At 73.4% G+C, this 14,880-nt stretch carries 15 protein-coding genes; 7 read left to right on the top strand and 8 right to left on the bottom strand.

Translation table 11 applies throughout. The annotated features are described in order from the left end of the window. Nucleotides 1-3: 3 nt before the first annotated feature. The 5 genes from KDN32_RS19170 to KDN32_RS19150 all read right to left on the bottom strand — a co-directional run bounded on the left by KDN32_RS19170 (nt 4) and on the right by KDN32_RS19150 (nt 5,271). Nucleotides 4-1,053 carry an NAD-dependent epimerase/dehydratase family protein gene (locus KDN32_RS19170; RefSeq protein ID WP_211733868.1) on the bottom strand — a complete coding sequence of 350 codons (1,050 nt, stop codon included), beginning with the start codon at nt 1,051-1,053 and terminating at the stop codon, nt 4-6. Continuing rightward, nucleotides 1,050-1,856: an S-methyl-5'-thioadenosine phosphorylase gene (locus KDN32_RS19165; RefSeq protein ID WP_211733866.1), complete on the bottom strand. Its 807-nt coding sequence runs from the start codon at nt 1,854-1,856 to the stop codon at nt 1,050-1,052. The genes KDN32_RS19170 and KDN32_RS19165 overlap by 4 nt, the downstream gene beginning before the upstream one ends. A 71-nt stretch (nt 1,857-1,927) precedes the next feature. Further along, entirely contained in the window at nt 1,928-3,883 is a 1,956-nt protein-coding gene (gene acs, locus KDN32_RS19160) for an acetate--CoA ligase (RefSeq protein WP_211733865.1), read from the bottom strand. 123 nt (nt 3,884-4,006) lie between these two features. Further along, nucleotides 4,007-4,726 (bottom strand): anti-sigma factor family protein, encoded by a 720-nt coding sequence (locus tag KDN32_RS19155; RefSeq protein WP_211733863.1) that lies wholly within the window; start codon nt 4,724-4,726, stop codon nt 4,007-4,009. Continuing rightward, a complete protein-coding gene (locus KDN32_RS19150; protein ID WP_307854224.1) occupies nt 4,723-5,271 on the bottom strand; it encodes a sigma-70 family RNA polymerase sigma factor in 549 nt (182 codons plus the stop codon). The genes KDN32_RS19155 and KDN32_RS19150 overlap by 4 nt, the downstream gene beginning before the upstream one ends. 174 nt (nt 5,272-5,445) lie before the next feature. Between KDN32_RS19150 and KDN32_RS19145 the strand changes: the two genes are divergently transcribed. Continuing rightward, the gene (locus KDN32_RS19145) at nt 5,446-7,677 is read left to right on the top strand and encodes a hypothetical protein (protein ID WP_211733861.1); all 2,232 of its coding nucleotides are present in this window, start codon (nt 5,446-5,448) and stop codon (nt 7,675-7,677) included. 78 nt (nt 7,678-7,755) lie between these two features. Here the strand turns inward: KDN32_RS19145 and KDN32_RS19140 are convergent, their stop codons facing one another. Beyond that, nucleotides 7,756-9,390: a monocarboxylic acid transporter gene (locus KDN32_RS19140; RefSeq protein WP_211733859.1), complete on the bottom strand. Its 1,635-nt coding sequence runs from the start codon at nt 9,388-9,390 to the stop codon at nt 7,756-7,758. Nucleotide 9,391: 1 nt separating this feature from the next. After that, nucleotides 9,392-9,739, bottom strand: coding sequence for a DUF485 domain-containing protein (locus KDN32_RS22645; RefSeq protein ID WP_307854223.1), 348 nt, complete (start codon nt 9,737-9,739; stop codon nt 9,392-9,394). A 209-nt stretch (nt 9,740-9,948) separates the two neighbouring features. Between KDN32_RS22645 and KDN32_RS23425 the strand changes: the two genes are divergently transcribed. From KDN32_RS23425 to KDN32_RS19115, 4 genes are read left to right on the top strand one after another with little or no spacing between them, the layout of a single operon-like run. Next, entirely contained in the window at nt 9,949-10,626 is a 678-nt protein-coding gene (locus tag KDN32_RS23425) for a phosphatase PAP2 family protein (RefSeq protein ID WP_211733856.1), read from the top strand. Then, nucleotides 10,623-11,534 carry an NAD-dependent epimerase/dehydratase family protein gene (locus KDN32_RS19125; protein ID WP_211733854.1) on the top strand — a complete coding sequence of 304 codons (912 nt, stop codon included), beginning with the start codon at nt 10,623-10,625 and terminating at the stop codon, nt 11,532-11,534. The genes KDN32_RS23425 and KDN32_RS19125 overlap by 4 nt, the downstream gene beginning before the upstream one ends. A gap of 47 nt (nt 11,535-11,581) precedes the next feature. Next, on the top strand, nt 11,582-12,160 hold the full coding sequence (locus tag KDN32_RS19120) for a hypothetical protein (RefSeq protein ID WP_211733852.1): 579 nt from the start codon (nt 11,582-11,584) through the stop codon (nt 12,158-12,160). A gap of 53 nt (nt 12,161-12,213) precedes the next feature. Then, nucleotides 12,214-12,612 (top strand): VOC family protein, encoded by a 399-nt coding sequence (locus KDN32_RS19115; RefSeq protein WP_211733850.1) that lies wholly within the window; start codon nt 12,214-12,216, stop codon nt 12,610-12,612. Here the strand turns inward: KDN32_RS19115 and soxR are convergent. Continuing rightward, nucleotides 12,590-13,084: a redox-sensitive transcriptional activator SoxR gene (soxR, locus tag KDN32_RS19110; RefSeq protein ID WP_211733848.1), complete on the bottom strand. Its 495-nt coding sequence runs from the start codon at nt 13,082-13,084 to the stop codon at nt 12,590-12,592. The two genes, KDN32_RS19115 and soxR, sit on opposite strands and share 23 nt — an antisense overlap. A gap of 46 nt (nt 13,085-13,130) precedes the next feature. Between soxR and KDN32_RS19105 the strand changes: the two genes are divergently transcribed. Next, on the top strand, nt 13,131-13,817 hold the full coding sequence (locus tag KDN32_RS19105) for an SDR family oxidoreductase (protein WP_211733846.1): 687 nt from the start codon (nt 13,131-13,133) through the stop codon (nt 13,815-13,817). After that, nucleotides 13,814-14,863, top strand: coding sequence for an S-adenosylmethionine:tRNA ribosyltransferase-isomerase (locus tag KDN32_RS19100; protein ID WP_211733844.1), 1,050 nt, complete (start codon nt 13,814-13,816; stop codon nt 14,861-14,863). Before KDN32_RS19105 ends, KDN32_RS19100 begins: the two co-directional genes overlap by 4 nt. The last annotated feature ends 17 nt before the right edge of the window (nt 14,864-14,880 follow it).

Genomic DNA, 14,880 nt, shown 5'->3' with positions numbered 1-14,880 from the left:
GGCTCAGGCGCGCAGCGGCGCCGTCGCGAAGTCGGGCAGGCCGGCGTCGGGGTCGACCGCAGCGGTGAAGCCGAGCTCGCGCGAGGCTCGCTCCGGCGAGGCGACGACGTGCCGCACGTCGCCGGGACGGAACCCGCCGGTCACCTCGGGTGCGATGCCCCGTCCGGTGCCGTCCGCGACCCGGCGGGCGACGTCGAGGATGGTGACCGGGCGACCGGAGCACACGTTGTACGCGGCGTAGCGCGGCACATGCTCGGCCACGACCTGCTCGAGCGCCAGCACGTTGGCGCTGGCCACGTCGTCGACGTGGACGAAGTCGCGCACCTGCCCACCGTCCTCGTAGACCTGCGGCGCCTCGCCGCGCTCCAGCGACGAGCGGAACATCGCAGCGACCCCGGAGTAGGGGGTGTCGCGGGGCATGCCCGGGCCGTAGACGTTGTGGTAGCGCAGCGCCACCGCCGCAGCACCCGCCTGACGCACCCACGACGAGGCGTAGTGCTCCTGCGCCAGCTTGCTCGCGGCATAGCTGCTGCGCGGGTCGAGGCGTGCGTCCTCCGGAACCAGCGCCCAGCCGAGCGCGCGTCCGCAGGCGGGACAGTGGTTCTCGAAGTCACCCGCCTCGAGCGCGGCGACCGCGCGCGGCGGCGGCTGCTGGTCGCCGTGCTCGGGGCACGTGTAGCGCCCCTCGCCGTAGACGACCATCGAGGACGCGAGCACCAGCCGGTCGACCCCGGCGGCGTGCATCGCGGCGAGCAGCGCGGCCGTGCCGACGTCGTTGTGGGAGGCGTACGCCGGCAGGTCCGAGACGCGCACCCCCGCGCCGACGAGCGCCGCCTGGTGGCAGACCACGTCCGTGCCGCGCAGCAGGTCGGTCCACGCGGGCGACCCGGCGTCGCGCACGTCGAGGTGGTGGACGCCGGCCGGCGGCTCGGTGCTGCCGTGCGCGCGGCCGAGCATCAGGTCGACGCCGACGACGTCGTGACCCTCGGCGTCGAGCCGTCGGGAGATCGCGGTCCCGATGAAGCCGGCCGCGCCCGTGAGCAGGACCCTCACCGGTCGGTGCCCGGCACGTCGTAGGTCAGGTCGACGCCGTCCCACCAGGTGCCGCACGCGCAGCCGTCCGGGTCGGGGAGGGCGCCGATCGCAGCCATGAGCAGGCCGCTGAGCCGCTCGAGGTTGGCCCGGAAGAGCGCGAAGACGTCCTCCTGCCCCACGCCGTCGCCCGACCCGGCGCCGGCGTCCATGTCCGTGACCAGCGCGAGGGCGGCGTAGCACTGGCCCATCTCGCGCGCGAGCGCCGCCTCGGGTGCCCCGGTCATGTTGACCAGGTCCCACCCCTGCTGCGCGTAGTGGCGCGACTCGGCGCGCGTGGAGAAGCGCGGCCCCTCGACGACCACCATGGTGCCGCCGCGGCGCACGTCGTCGCCGGCCGACGCGAGGGCGGTCGAGACGCCCGGGCAGTAGGGGTCTGCGAAGGGCAGGTGAACCGCGCCCGACTCGACGAAGGAGCCCACCCGCCGGTGGGTCCGGTCGACGAGCTGATCGGGGACCACGAGGTCGCCCGGGGCGACGGTGTCGCGCAGCCCGCCGACCGCGCAGGGAGCCAGCACCTGGCTCACGCCGAGGGAGCGCAGCGCCCAGGCGTTGGCGCGGTAGGGGATGCCGTGCGGCGGGTGGTCGTGGTGTCGTCCGTGGCGGGGGAGGAAGGCGACCGCACGACCGGCCACCTCGCCGACCGTGATCGGTGCCGAGGGTTCGCCGTAGGGCGTCGGCACCTCGTGCTCGGTGGCGTCGGGGAGGAAGGAGTAGAAGCCGGAGCCGCCGATCACGGCGACGTCGGCGCGGGGAGTGGTCACCGTCCCGAACGTAGCCGACCCGGCAGGGCTCGCCTGCCGGGTCGGTCGGTTGTTCCTCGGTCCGTAAGAACTCAGTCCTCGGCGGGGGCCGCGGACTCCTTGTCCTTGATCAGGTCCATCACCGTCGAGTCGGCGAGCGTGGTGACGTCGCCGACCTCGCGGTGCTCGGCGACGTCCTTGAGCAGGCGTCGCATGATCTTGCCGGAGCGGGTCTTGGGCAGCTCGGGCACGACCATGATCTGGCGCGGCTTGGCGATCGCGCCGATCTCCTTGGCGACGTGCTTGCGCAGCTCCTCGACGATGTCCTCGCCGCCGTCACCGGCCGAGTCGCGCAGGATGACGAACGCGCACACGGCCTGGCCGGTCGTCTCGTCGGCCGCACCCACGACCGCGGCCTCCGCGACCTTCGGGTGCGACACGAGCGCCGACTCGATCTCGGTGGTCGACAGCCGGTGGCCCGACACGTTCATCACGTCGTCGACGCGGCCGAGCAGCCAGATGTCGCCGTCGTCGTCGAGCTTGGCGCCGTCGCCGGCGAAGTAGAGGCCCTCCCAGCGCGACCAGTAGGTGTCCTTGAACCGCTGGTCGTCGCCCCACAGCGTGCGCAGCATCGCCGGCCACGGCTGCTTGAGCACGAGGTAGCCGCCGTTGCCGTTGCCGACCGGGTGCGCCTCGTCGTCGACCACGTCGGCGGCGATGCCCGGGAGCGCCTTCATCGCCGAGCCCGGCTTGCCGGCGGTGACGCCGGGCAGCGGGCTGATCATGATCTGGCCGGTCTCGGTCTGCCACCAGGTGTCGACGATCGGGCAGCGCTCGCCGCCGATGACCTCGCGGTACCAGACGTACGCCTCCGGGTTGATCGGCTCGCCCACCGAACCGAGCAGCCGCAGCGACGACATGTCGTAGGAGTCCGGGATCTCGCGGCCCTGCTTCATGAAGGTCCGGATCGCGGTGGGGGCGGTGTAGAAGATCGTGACCTTGTAGTCCTGGACGATCTGCCACCAGCGGCCCTTCTCGGGCGTGCCCTCGTACATCACCTGGGTCGCGCCGTTGGCGAGCGGGCCGTAGACCATGTAGGAGTGGCCGGTCACCCAGCCGACGTCGGCGGTGCACCAGTAGACGTCGGTGTCGGGCTTGAGGTCGAAGACCTCCCAGTGGGTGAACGAGGTGCCGGTGAGGTAGCCGCCGGTGGTGTGCAGGATTCCCTTCGGCTTGCCGGTCGTGCCGGAGGTGTACATGACGTAGAGCGGGTGCTCGGAGTCGTGCATCTCGGGCTCGTGGTCGGCCGACGCGCTGTCGACGGCGTCGTGCCACCACACGTCGCGGCCCTCGTGCCAGTCGACGTCCTGGCCGGTGCGGCGCACGACGAGCACGTTGCGCACCAGGTCGCCGGTCTTCTCGACCGCCTCGTCGACGGCCGGCTTGAGCGCGGACGGGGCGCCGCGGCGGAACCCGCCGTCGGAGGTGATCACGACGTGGGCCTCGCAGTCGGTGATGCGCGAGGCGAGCGCGTCGGCGGAGAAGCCGCCGAAGACGACCGTGTGCGGGGCGCCGAGCCGGGCGCAGGCGAGCATCGCGACGACGACCTCGGGGATCATCGGCATGTAGATCGCGACGCGGTCGCCCTTCTGCACGCCGAGCTCGGTCAGCGCGTTGGCGGCCTTCGACACCTCGTCCTTGAGCTGGGCGTAGGTGATGTCACGGGTGTCGTCCTCCGGCTCGCCGACCCAGTGCAGCGCCACCTTGTCGCCGTTGCCGGCGGCCACGTGCCGGTCCACGCAGTTGACCGAGGCGTTGATGGTGCCGCCGACGAACCACTTGGCGAACGGCGGGTTCGACCAGTCGAGGACCTGGTCCCACTTCTGGCCCCACTCGAGCCGGTCGGCGGCCTCGGCCCAGAAGGCCTCGCGGTCGGCGTCGGCCCGGGCGTACGCCTCCTCCTTCACGTTGGCGTCGGCGGCCAGGTCGGCCGGCGGCTCGAAGCGGCGGTCCTCGCGGGACAGGTTGGACAGGGTCTGCTCGGACAAGGCTCTCTCCTCAGGCGCACGTGATCGTCGTCACGGCCGAACGTACTGCGCGGAGGTTGGTCCGCGGCAGGTCGGCCCGGTCGTCGAGCGACGGACGGTCGTGCGGCTGCGCCGGGTGGCCGGTCAGAGGTCGGAGGAGAGCACCGTCCGTCCGCCCGGACCGGTCACGACGACCTGGGTGACGTCCTGGCGCAGGGCGGCCGACTGCAGGAAGCAGGTCATCGGCGCCGGGCCCACGCCGATGAACTCGCCCGCCGGGACGAGCTCCCCGTCGTCGGTGCGGAACGCCGCCTGGAACGTCTGTCCCTCGGCGAACCCGTCGGCGACGATCCGCAGCTCGACGCCCCAGGTGTGGGCCACGAGGTCGGCGCTCTCCACCGTGACCTGCTGGTCGGCGCCGACCTCCATCGAGATCGCCTCCAGCGGCGGCTGGGGAGGCTCGGGCGCCGTCGCGCGGCCGACCGCGCCGCCCACACCGAGCGCCACGACCACGGCGGCAGCCGCGCCGACCAGGCGCAGCCGGGAGCGGCGCCGGCGCTCGTCGGCGGCGGCCCGACGCCGGCCGAGCTCGTCGGCGTCGTGGTCGGCCCGCGCCTGCGCCACGGCCCTTCGTACGCCGTCGCCCAGGCCCGGCGGCACGGGCGCGGGGTCGGTGAACGACGAGACGTCGACGCTGCCCAGCGCGCGGACCACCGCGCGCAGCTCGTCGAGCTCGGCGCGGCAGTCGGCGCAGCCGTCGAGGTGCGCGCGCACCCGGTCGGCCTCGGTCTCGGGCAGGTGGCCCGACGCGTAGGACCCCAGCAGCTCGCGCAGCTCGCGGTGCCCGTCGTCGTAGGTGCTCACAGGCTCACTCCCATCTCGTCCATCGCGTCCCGCAGGGCACGCATCGCGTAGAACACCCGGCTGCGGAGCGTGCCGACCGGGATCGACAGCTCGGCGGCCACCTCGTCGTAGGGGCGCCCGAGCAGGTGGACCTGGACCAGTGCCTCGCGGTGGTGCGGGGCGATCCGGCGCAGGCCCTCCTCGACGAGCCACCCGTCGAGCACCGCGTCGGCATGGTCCTCCACGGAGCCGGCGGCGGCTTCCACGGTGGGCGGGTCGGCCAGGCTCCCCTGCCAGGGGCGGGCCCGGCGGGCGCGGGCGTGGTCGATCATCGTGTTGCGGGCGATCCCGAACAGCCAGACCCGCAGCGAGCCGACCTCCGGGTCGAACCGGTCGGCGTGGCGCCAGGCCTTGACGAACGTCTCCTGGGTGACGTCCTGGGCGGCCATCGGGTCGCCGAGCCCGCGCAGCACGAAGCGGTAGACCTCCGCGCCGTGCTGCCGGTAGGCGGCCATCACGCCGTCCTCGTCGTCGAGCGAGGGGACGCTGCCGTCGGGGTCGCTCACGTCACGCAGTCTTCCGGTCACGCCTGTGGGTACGGCGCGCGACACGACGCTGTTCAGCGATCGGCACGTCTCCCACCGGACCGGGTGGGGTCGTGAACACGCCCCCGGCGACCGCCGTACCCACTCGTGCCGGCGCAGACCGTCGCCGGACCACGACCAGGAGGGCGGACAGCGATGTCAGCACGAAGGACAGCCGGAGCACGCGCGACGACGGGGGTGGCGGCGTCCGCGCTCGCACTCGCGGCGTTCGCGGTGGCGCCGGCGCACGCGGCCGACGGCGGGAGCACCCCCGGAGCGGGCACCACGACGACCAGCACGGTGGAGACGAAGGCCGCCAAGGGACGTACGTGGCGGGTACGCACCGAGAAGCAGCTGCGCACCGCGGTGCGCAAGGCCAACAAGAGCGCCGGCAAGGACCGCATCGTCCTGCTGCGCAGCATCCGGTTCGACACCCGCGGCTCGGCGAAGGGCGGCGCGGGGCGCGGTGACCTCGACGTGCGCGGCAGCCTGGTCGTGCTCGGTCGCGGCAAGACGATCAACGCCAAGGAGGTCGACCGCGTCTTCGACGTCCGCGCCGACAGCCGGCTGGTGCTCAAGCGGGTCACGCTGCGCAACGGCGCGCCTGCCGAGACCGAGAGCGGCGGACTGATCCGCAGCCGGGGCACGGTGGTCGTGCGCAAGTCGCACCTGCTCGACTCGACGGTCGCGGGGGCGGGCGCTTCCGGCGGCGCGGTGATGAACGACGGCGGCACGCTGCGTCTCGTCGACACCCGGGTGCGCGGCAACAGCGCCGAGCGCGCAGGGGGCGGCATCGAGGCACTCGGCGGCAGCACGTCGCTCGTCCGCAGCCGGCTCACCGGCAACTCCACCGGCACCGGTGCCGGCCCCGGCAACGGCGGCGGCCTGCACCTGACCGGGAACGGCACCGTTGTGGTGCGCGACGGCCTGGTGGCCGGCAACACGGCTGCGGCCGAGGGCGGCGGGCTCTGGAACTCCGCCACCGGCACCTTCACGGTCGAGCGCACCACCGTGCGCCGCAACAGCGCGGCCGGTGCCGCGGCCGATCAGGGCGGCGGCGGTCTCTACAACGACGGCGGCGCGCTGACGGTGCGCGGCAGCGAGGTCCACGACAACACCGCCACGGGCGCGGCCGGGTCGGGTGGCGGCCTGCTCAACAACCTCGGCTCCCTCGTGCTGGTCACCAGCGAGGTGCGCGGCAACTCCGCGCCCCGCGCCGGTGGCGGCGTCGAGGCCAACGTCGGCACCACGACCGTGATCGGCTCGACGCTGCTCGCCAACAGCACCGGTGCCGCGCCCGGCAACGGCGGCGGCCTGCACCTCACCGGCGCCGGCACGGTCTCCGTCGACACCACCCAGGTCGTCGGCAACACCGCCGTCGAGGGCGGCGGGCTCTGGAACGCCGCCACCGGCACGATGACGGTGACCGGCTCGACGATCACCGGCAACTCGGCGTCCGGCGCCGCGGCCGACCAGGGCGGTGGTGGCATCTACTCCGACGGCACCACCACGGTCACCGGCTCGACGATCTCGCGCAACAGCGCGACCGGCGCGGCCGGGTCCGGCGGCGGCGTGCTCAACAACCAGGGCCGGCTGACGGTCGGCGGCACCACGCTCGAGGCCAACACGGCCAAGCGCGCGGGCGGCGGCATCGAGGCCAACCTCGGCACGACGAGCGTCGCCCGCTCGGTGCTGAGCGGCAACGACGCCGGGACCGCGCCGGGCAACGGCGGCGGCCTGCACCTCACGGGCGCCGGCACGGTCGAGGTGTCGCAGAGCAAGGTCTACGACAACCGCGCCGTCGAGGGTGGCGGCCTGTGGAACTCCGCGACCGGCACGATGTCCGTGACCGACACCCACCTGCGCGGCAACACCGCCAGCGGGGCGGCGGCCGACCAGGGCGGTGGCGCGATCTACGACGACGGCGGTGACCTCACGGTCATGGGCGCCACGATCGAGGCCAACAAGGCGACCGGCGCGGCCGGCTCCGGCGGCGGCATCCTGTCGCTGGGCGGCGACCTGACGATGGGCTGGAGCGCCCTCGACGGCAACTCCGCCCCGCGCGCCGGTGGTGCGATCGAGGTCAACGGCGGCCAGGCCGCACTGACCAACGTCGACGCCGACGGCAACGCGACGGGCGCGGCCCCCGGCAACGGCGGCGCGCTCCACATCACCGGTGCCGGCACGGTCACCTGGACCAACGGCGTGATCACCGCCAACAGCGCCACCAACGAGGGCGGCGGCCTGTGGAACTCGGCCACCGGCACCCTCACGGCGACCGGCATCGACTTCGGGGCCAACACCGCTCCGGACGGCCCGGACGCCTACAACGACGGCGGGACGATGGTCGTCAACGGCGGCCCGGTCCTGCCGGGCACCGGCATCTGAGGATCTCCGCCACGCACGACGACGCCCCGGAGGGTCTGGCCCTCCGGGGCGTCGTACGTGTCGGTGTGCTGCCGCGGGTCAGTGCGTGCTGGCCTGCTCCGCGCCCGCACCCGTGAGGGCACGCACCTCGAGCTCGGTGAAGCGCTCCTCGGCGCTCGGCTCCTTCGAGGTGATGGTGCCGAGGTAGCCCAGCAGGAAGCCCAGCGGGATCGAGACGATGCCGGGGTTCTCCAGCGGGAACCAGGAGATGTCGATGCTCGTCGGCAGCAGCGACAGGTTCTTCCCGGTGACCGGGTCGAGGCCCTTGCCGGAGACGACCGGGCTGAAGATCACCAGGCCGACCGACGAGATCAGGCCGCCGTAGATGCTCCAGAGCGCGCCGCGGGTGTTGAAGCGCCGCCAGAACATGTTGTAGATGATCGCCGGCAGGTTGGCCGAGGCTGCGACGGCGAAGGCCAGCGCCACCAGGAAGGCGATGTTGAGCTTCTGCGCCGGGATGGCGAGCACGATGGCGACCAGGCCGATGACGCCGGCAGCGATGCGCGACACGCGGATCTCCTCGGCCTCGGACGCCTTGCCGTCCTTGAACACCGAGTTGTAGAGGTCGTGCGCCACCGAGACCGACGAGGTGAGGGTCAGTCCGGCCACCACCGCGAGGATCGTGGCGAACGCGACCGCCGCGATCAGCGCCAGCAGGATGGCGCCTCCGGTCGAGCCGGGTCCGCCTCCGACGGCTTCTGCCAGCAGCGGCGAGGCCAGGTTGCCTCCCGAGGCGGCCACCTCGGCGTACGCGTCCTTGTCGAGCAGCGCCGCGGCACCGAAGCCGAGGACGAGCGTGAAGAGGTAGAACGCGCCGATCAGGCCGATGGCCCACAGCACCGACTTGCGGGCGTCGCGGGAGGTCGGGGTGGTGTAGAAGCGGATCAGGATGTGCGGCAGGCCGGCGGTGCCGAGCACCAAGGCGATGCCGAGGGAGAGGAAGTCGATCTTCTTGTGCAGCTCGGGGCCGTACTTCAGGCCGGGCTCGAGGAACGCCTGGCCCTTGCCGCTGTTGGAGGCGGCGGTGCCGAGCAGCTCGGAGAGGTTGAAGCCGAACTTCGCGAGCACCAGGACCACGATGAGCGCCGAGCCGACCATCAGCAGCACGGCCTTGACGATCTGGACCCAGGTGGTGCCCTTCATGCCGCCGACCGTGACGTAGAAGATCATCAGCGCGCCGACGAAGAAGATCGTCAGATTCTTCAGGCCCTCGCTCTGGACGCCGAGGAGCAGGGCGACCAGCGCGCCCGCGCCGACCATCTGGGCGAGCAGGTAGAAGATCGAGACGACCACGGTCGAGGTGGCTGCCGCCGTGCGGACCGGCTTCTGCCGCATCCGGTAGGCCAGCTGGTCGGCCATCGTGTAGCGGCCGGAGTTGCGCAGCACCTCGGCCACGAGCAGCAGCGCGACGAGCCAGGCGACCAGGAAGCCGATCGAGTAGAGGAAGCCGTCGTAGCCGGAGAGGGCGATGGCGCCGGAGATGCCGAGGAACGACGCCGCCGACATGTAGTCGCCGCCGATGGCGAGACCGTTCTGGAAGCCGGAGAAGCCGCGTCCGCCGGCGTAGTGGTCGGCCGCGCCGGAGGAGTTGCGGCTGGCCCAGATGGTGATGCCGACGGTCAGGGCGACGACCGCGAGGAACAACCCGGTGGTGAGGAACTGGTGGCCTTCCATGTCAGCGCTCCTTGCTCGCGTAGTAGTCGTCCGACAGCTGCTTGGCCAGCGGGTCGAGGTGGGTGTTGGAGTAGCGGCTGTAGAGGAACGCGATGAGGAACGTCGTCACGAACTGCAACAGGCCGAAGACCAGCGCGACGTTGACGTTGCCCACGACCTTCGCGGCCATGAAGCCGCCGGCGAACATCGACAGCAGCACGTAGAGCCCGTACCAGGCGAGGAACGCGGCCGTGGCGGGGATGATGAAGCGGCGGTAGCGCGAGCGCAGCTCCGAGAACTCGGGACGGGCCGACAGCTCGTCGTAGACGGGATCGTGGCGCGCGGCCTGGTCGTGCGTCTCTTGTGTCACGTCAGGGGTCCTTCCGGGCGGGGTCACCGGCGTGTGACCGCCGTCACCGTGACACCGGTCACAGGACGGGTGGGAGGGGTGCGCGCGCCCCGGTCGCCCGGTGGGCCGCCCGGCGCGGTGAGCGGTGGGAGCGGCGCGACGAGCGGTCGGCCCGTCCGGACCCTCCTGCAGGTGGTGCGGACCGCTCCCGGACCTGCCACGCTCCGCCGGTGGACGACACGACCCCTGCCCGCGCGGCGGCCCGGACCCTGGCGGTCGCATGGGTGCTCCTGACCCTCGGCGTGCTGGCCGTGGGCTGGCTGCTCACGCACCCCCTGGGGTCGACGGTGGACCCTTGGGACGACGACGTGAACCGCTGGATCGCCGATCGACGTACCCCCACGGGGGACTTCCTCGCTGCGTGGGGCAGCCACGTCGCCGACACGGTCGTCGGGGTGGGTGTCGCGGCTGTTGCGGCCCTGGTGCTGTGGCGGGTGCAGCGATCGTGGCGGCCGGTGGTCTACTTCGCCGTCCTCGTCGGCGGCACCCTCGCGCTCTACCTGGTCGTGACCGCACTCATCACCCGCGACCGGCCACCGGTGAAGATCCTCGACCCGGGTCTCGTGCCCGACCACAGCTTCCCGTCGGGCCACGTCGCGACGTCGATCGTCGTCTACTGCGCGCTCGCCGTCTACCTCCTCCGGACCGTCCCCGGCTCGCGCAGGTGGGCGTGGATCCTCTTCCTGGCGCCGGTCCTCGTGGCGCCGTCGCGGCTCTACGAGGGCGCGCACCACCCCACCGACGTGCTCACCAGCCTGGTCTTCGCCCCGATCTGGCTCGCGGTCGTCGCCGGCGTGGTGCTGCGCGGCCGACCGGGGCTGGAGCCGGGTGACAGGGTGGGGTCATGACCTCCTCCATCGTCGTCGTGACCGGAGCCAACGGCCTCGTGGGCAGCCACGTGGTCCGGGCGCTGAGCCAGCGAGGTGCCACCGTGCGGGCCGTGGTGCGCCGCACCGCCACCGCGCCCGACCTGCCCGGGGTCGAGGAGCACGTCGGCGACTTCGCCGACCCGGCCTACGCCGCGCAGGTCGTGGCCGGCGCCGACGCCCTGGTGACGACCGTGCACCCGCTCGGGTCGGGACGCGACGACCAGCGCCGCGTCGGGCTCGACGGCACGCTGACGATCGCCTCCGCCGCCACCGACGCCGGCGTGCCGCTCGTGGTCCACGTCTCGACCGCCGGCGTCTACGACCGCAGCCCGGGGGTGGGCGACGTCGACGAGGACGGTGCCCTGGTGCCCGACGACGCCGACGACTACGGCGTGGTCAAGCGCGACACCGACGCCGCGCTCGCCCGCCTCGGCGGGGCCACCCGCGTGCTGGTGCGCCCGCCCGCGATCCTCGGCGCGGGGGAGACCTCGGTGTGGAACCGCGTGCAGCCCGACCGGCTCCGCGACGACGAGGCCGCCCGCCACGCGGTGGCCGACACGACGTTCGCCTGGGTGCACGTCGACGACCTCGCCACGCTCGTCGCGGACCTCGCCACCGGTGCCATCGCCGCCGTGGCCGACGACGTCGCCGCCGGCCCGGTCGTCGGCGCATGCACCGCCGTCAACGTCGCCGGGGAGCCCGCCACCCGGCGCGACTACGTCGGCGCCGTCTGCGCGGCCCTCGGGGTCGAGCCGACCTGGGAGGACGGGCCGGCCTGGACCGGCCGGATCCTCGCGGACCGGGCGCTCGGGTGGGGCTGGAGCCCGCAGGTCGGCCTCGCCGACGCTCTCGCCGAGCTGCGGGCGGGCATCGCCGCGACGTCGTAGCAATCGGTGGTGGACACCTCCCGCGCGACCGGAGGATCCTCGCTGTCATGCGCCGCCTGATCGCCCTCGTGCTCGGACCCGTCCTCCTCGCGCTGGTCGCACCGCTCGCGCCGGCCGCCGCCGCGACCTGGCGCGGCACCGACCCCGCCCACGACGTCTGGAGGCTGACCCTGTCGGGCGACGGCGACGACTACACGGCAGCGCCGACGCGGGCCAACGCCGACCTGCGCAGCGTCGTCGTGCGGCACAGCCGGTCGCGGGTGGTGCTCCGGCTGCGGTTCGACGACATCTTCGTGCCGCCGGAGCGGGGCGGGATGTTCAGCGTCTTCGGCGACATCCGGACCGACGACCTCGGGGCGTCCTTCGACATGGTCGCCGGCCGCGCCCACCGGCAGGGCCGGGTGACCGTCTGGCAGCGCGGCGGTCGCTGCGAGGGGTCCTCGGCGATCGACTACCAGCGCGACGTCGCCACCATCACCGTGCCGACCGACTGCCTCGGCGACCCGCGCTGGGTCCGGCTCAGCTTCAAGACGTGGAGCCGCGACGACGCGTACGTCTGGGAGGACAACGCCCTGCAGGCCGGCTTCCTGCGGCGGGCCTGGACGCCGAAGGTCCGGGTGGGCTGAGCGGGGCGCGAGGGCCTTGACCTCAGGTGCACCTGAGCCGCGACGATGGCCCCATGACCGATGTGACCGAGCTCAGGATCGCCCTCACCGTCGACGACTTCGACGCCGCCGTCGCCCTCTACCGCGACGCCCTCGGGCTGCCACAGCTCGAGGACTGGAGCAGCGACCAGGGGCGGGTGCTGCTGCTCGACGCGGGTCGCGCCACCCTCGAGCTCTTCGACGGCGCCCAGGCCGCGATGGTCGACGACGTCGAGGTCGGTCGCCGGGTCTCCGGGCCGGTGCGGTTCGCGCTGCGGGTCGGCGACGCCGAGGCGACGGCCGCCGCGCTGGTGCGGGCCGGCGCGACCGAGGTGGCGCCGGCGGCGATCACGCCGTGGGGCGACCGCAACGCGCGCGTGGCGGCCCCGGACGGGATGCAGCTGACGCTGTTCAGCGCGGCGGAGGTGTCCTGAGGGACGCCCGGGTCGGGTGCGGACGGCGGAGGGTGTCGGGCAGCAGCCCGGCGCCGGGGCCACGCTCGCCGACGACGTCGCCGGGGTTGGAGAAGGCGCACGAGCGCAGGCTGAGGCAGCCGCACCCGATGCAGCCGTCGAGCCCGCTCTTGAGCCGCTGCAGCGCGGCGATCTGCTCGTCGAGGCGCCGCCCCCAGTGCCGGGAGATGCGGTGCCAGTCGGCCTTGGTCGGCGTGCGGTTGCCGGGCAGTCGGCCGAGCTCGTCGCGGATCTCCTCGATGCTCAGCCCGACGTTGGACGCCGCGCGGACGAACGCGAGCCGGCGCAGCACGCTGCGCTCGAACTGGCGCTGGCCACCGGGGGAGCGGTGCGCCTCGATGAGCCCCTCGGCCTCGTAGTAGCGGATCGCCGACGCGGCGAAGCCGCTGCGTCGTGAGATCTCGCCCATCGGCAGCAGGTCACGCGGATCCATGTTCACCCCTTGAACTTAAGTTCACTTCAACTTGAACGATAGCGTCATGGACACGACAACGACAGCACCAGTGGCCCTCGTCACCGGGGGATCAACCGGTCTGGGACTGGCTCTGACCAGGGCACTCGTCGCCGAAGGGTGGCGGGTCGTCACCGACGGCCGCAGCGGGGAGAGGTTCGCCGACGCGGAGCTGCCCGAGGGGGTGGACGTCGTCGTCGGCGACGTCACCGACGCGGACCACCGCGCCGCGCTGGTGGCGGCCGTCGAGGCGCACGGGCGGCTCGACCTGCTCGTGCACAACGCCAGCACGCTCGGGCCGCTGCCGATGCGACCGCTCGCGGAGGTGGACGTCGCGGACCTGCAGCAGGTCTGGCGCACCAACATCGGCGGCCCGCTCGTCCTGACGTCGGCGCTGCTGCCGCTGCTGCGCGCCGCGGACGGCGTGCTGGTCTCGATCAGCTCCGACGCGGCGGTGCACCACTACGAGACCTGGGGCCTCTACGGCGCCAGCAAGGCGGCGCTCGACCACGTCACGCTGACCTACGCCGCCGAGACCGGGCTCACGGCGTACGCCGTGGACCCGGGCGACATGCGGACCGCCATGCACCAGGACGCGTTCCCGGGCGAGGACATCTCCGACCGGCCCCTGCCCGAGTCGGTGGTGCCGCGCCTCCTCGCGCTGCTCGCCGAGCGTCCCGCGTCCGGGCGCTACCGCGCGGAGGAGGTCCGATGACCGTTCTCGACGAGACGCCTCGCACCCACTTCGCCGCGTCGACCTTCGCGCCGCAGCCCGCCGAGGAGCGCGGGCTGGAGCGCGACGAGGTGCGCCTGCTCGTCGGCACCCCGGACGGCCTGACCCACACCCGCTTCCGCGACATCGCGGACCACCTGCACGCCGGCGACGTCCTGGTGGTCAACACCTCGGCGACCGTCAACGCCGAGGTCGACGCGGTCCTCGACGGCGCTCCCGTCGTCGTGCACGTCGCCCACGACCTCGGCGACGGCGACCGGGTCGTCGAGCTGCGCAGCGCACCGGACGCCGCACGGGCGCTGCTCGGCGCGGGACCCGGCGACGTGGTGCACGTCGGTGACGTACGCCTGGTGCTGCGCGACCCGTGGCCGGGTCGCGCCTCCTCGCCGACCGGGTCCGGCAACCGGCTCTGGCGTGCCGGGGTACGCGGCGACCTCGAGCGGCAGCTGGCGTGGAACGGACGCCCGATCGCCTACGGCTACCTCGACCGCCGCTACCCGCTCGAGGCCTACCAGACCGTCTTCGGCCGCCACCCCGGCAGCGCGGAGATGGCCTCGGCCGGCCGGCCGTTCACCGACGCCCTGGTCACCCGGCTGGTCACCGCGGGGGTCGCCTTCGCGCCGGTCCTGCTGCACACCGGCGTCTCGTCGCAGGAGGCTGGCGAGGCGCCGGGTCCGGAGTGGTTCGAGGTGTCGCCCGGCAGTGCCCGGACCATCAACGCCGCCCGTGAGGCGGGCGGCCGGGTCGTCGCCGTCGGCACCACCGCGACACGGGCCGTCGAGTCGGCGGTGCTCGGACGCCACGTCGTCGCCAGTCGGGGCTGGACGTCACGCGTGGTCACGCCCGCCCAGCCGCCCCGCGTGGTCGACGGCCTGGTGACCGGCTGGCACGACCCGATGGCCTCCCACCTCCTCCTCGTCGAGTCGGTCGCGGGCGAGCGCCTGACGCAGGCGGCGTACGACGCGGCGGTCGCGGAGGGCTACCTGTGGCACGAGTTCGGCGACGCGGCGCTGCTCCTGCGGGGCTGAACCCCTCAGGTCGCTGC

The sequence above is a fragment of the Nocardioides palaemonis genome (assembly GCF_018275325.1).
Taxonomy (GTDB): Bacteria; Actinomycetota; Actinomycetes; order Propionibacteriales; family Nocardioidaceae; genus Nocardioides; species Nocardioides palaemonis.
Note: the sequence above shows the minus strand (reverse complement) of the source record. Positions and strands in the feature narration are given on the sequence as shown.

Bases quoted from the DNA above. Each gene is read 5' to 3' on its own strand.
- KDN32_RS19145 (WP_211733861.1), top strand. From the start codon at position 5,446: ATGTCAGCACGAAGGACAGCCGGAGCACGCGCGACGACGGGGGTGGCG.
- KDN32_RS19140 (WP_211733859.1), bottom strand. From the start codon at position 9,390: ATGGAAGGCCACCAGTTCCTCACCACCGGGTTGTTCCTCGCGGTCGTC.
- KDN32_RS19125 (WP_211733854.1), top strand. From the start codon at position 10,623: ATGACCTCCTCCATCGTCGTCGTGACCGGAGCCAACGGCCTCGTGGGC.
- KDN32_RS19120 (WP_211733852.1), top strand. From the start codon at position 11,582: ATGCGCCGCCTGATCGCCCTCGTGCTCGGACCCGTCCTCCTCGCGCTG.
- KDN32_RS19115 (WP_211733850.1), top strand. From the start codon at position 12,214: ATGACCGATGTGACCGAGCTCAGGATCGCCCTCACCGTCGACGACTTC.
- soxR (WP_211733848.1), bottom strand. From the start codon at position 13,084: ATGGATCCGCGTGACCTGCTGCCGATGGGCGAGATCTCACGACGCAGC.
- KDN32_RS19105 (WP_211733846.1), top strand. From the start codon at position 13,131: ATGGACACGACAACGACAGCACCAGTGGCCCTCGTCACCGGGGGATCA.
- KDN32_RS19100 (WP_211733844.1), top strand. From the start codon at position 13,814: ATGACCGTTCTCGACGAGACGCCTCGCACCCACTTCGCCGCGTCGACC.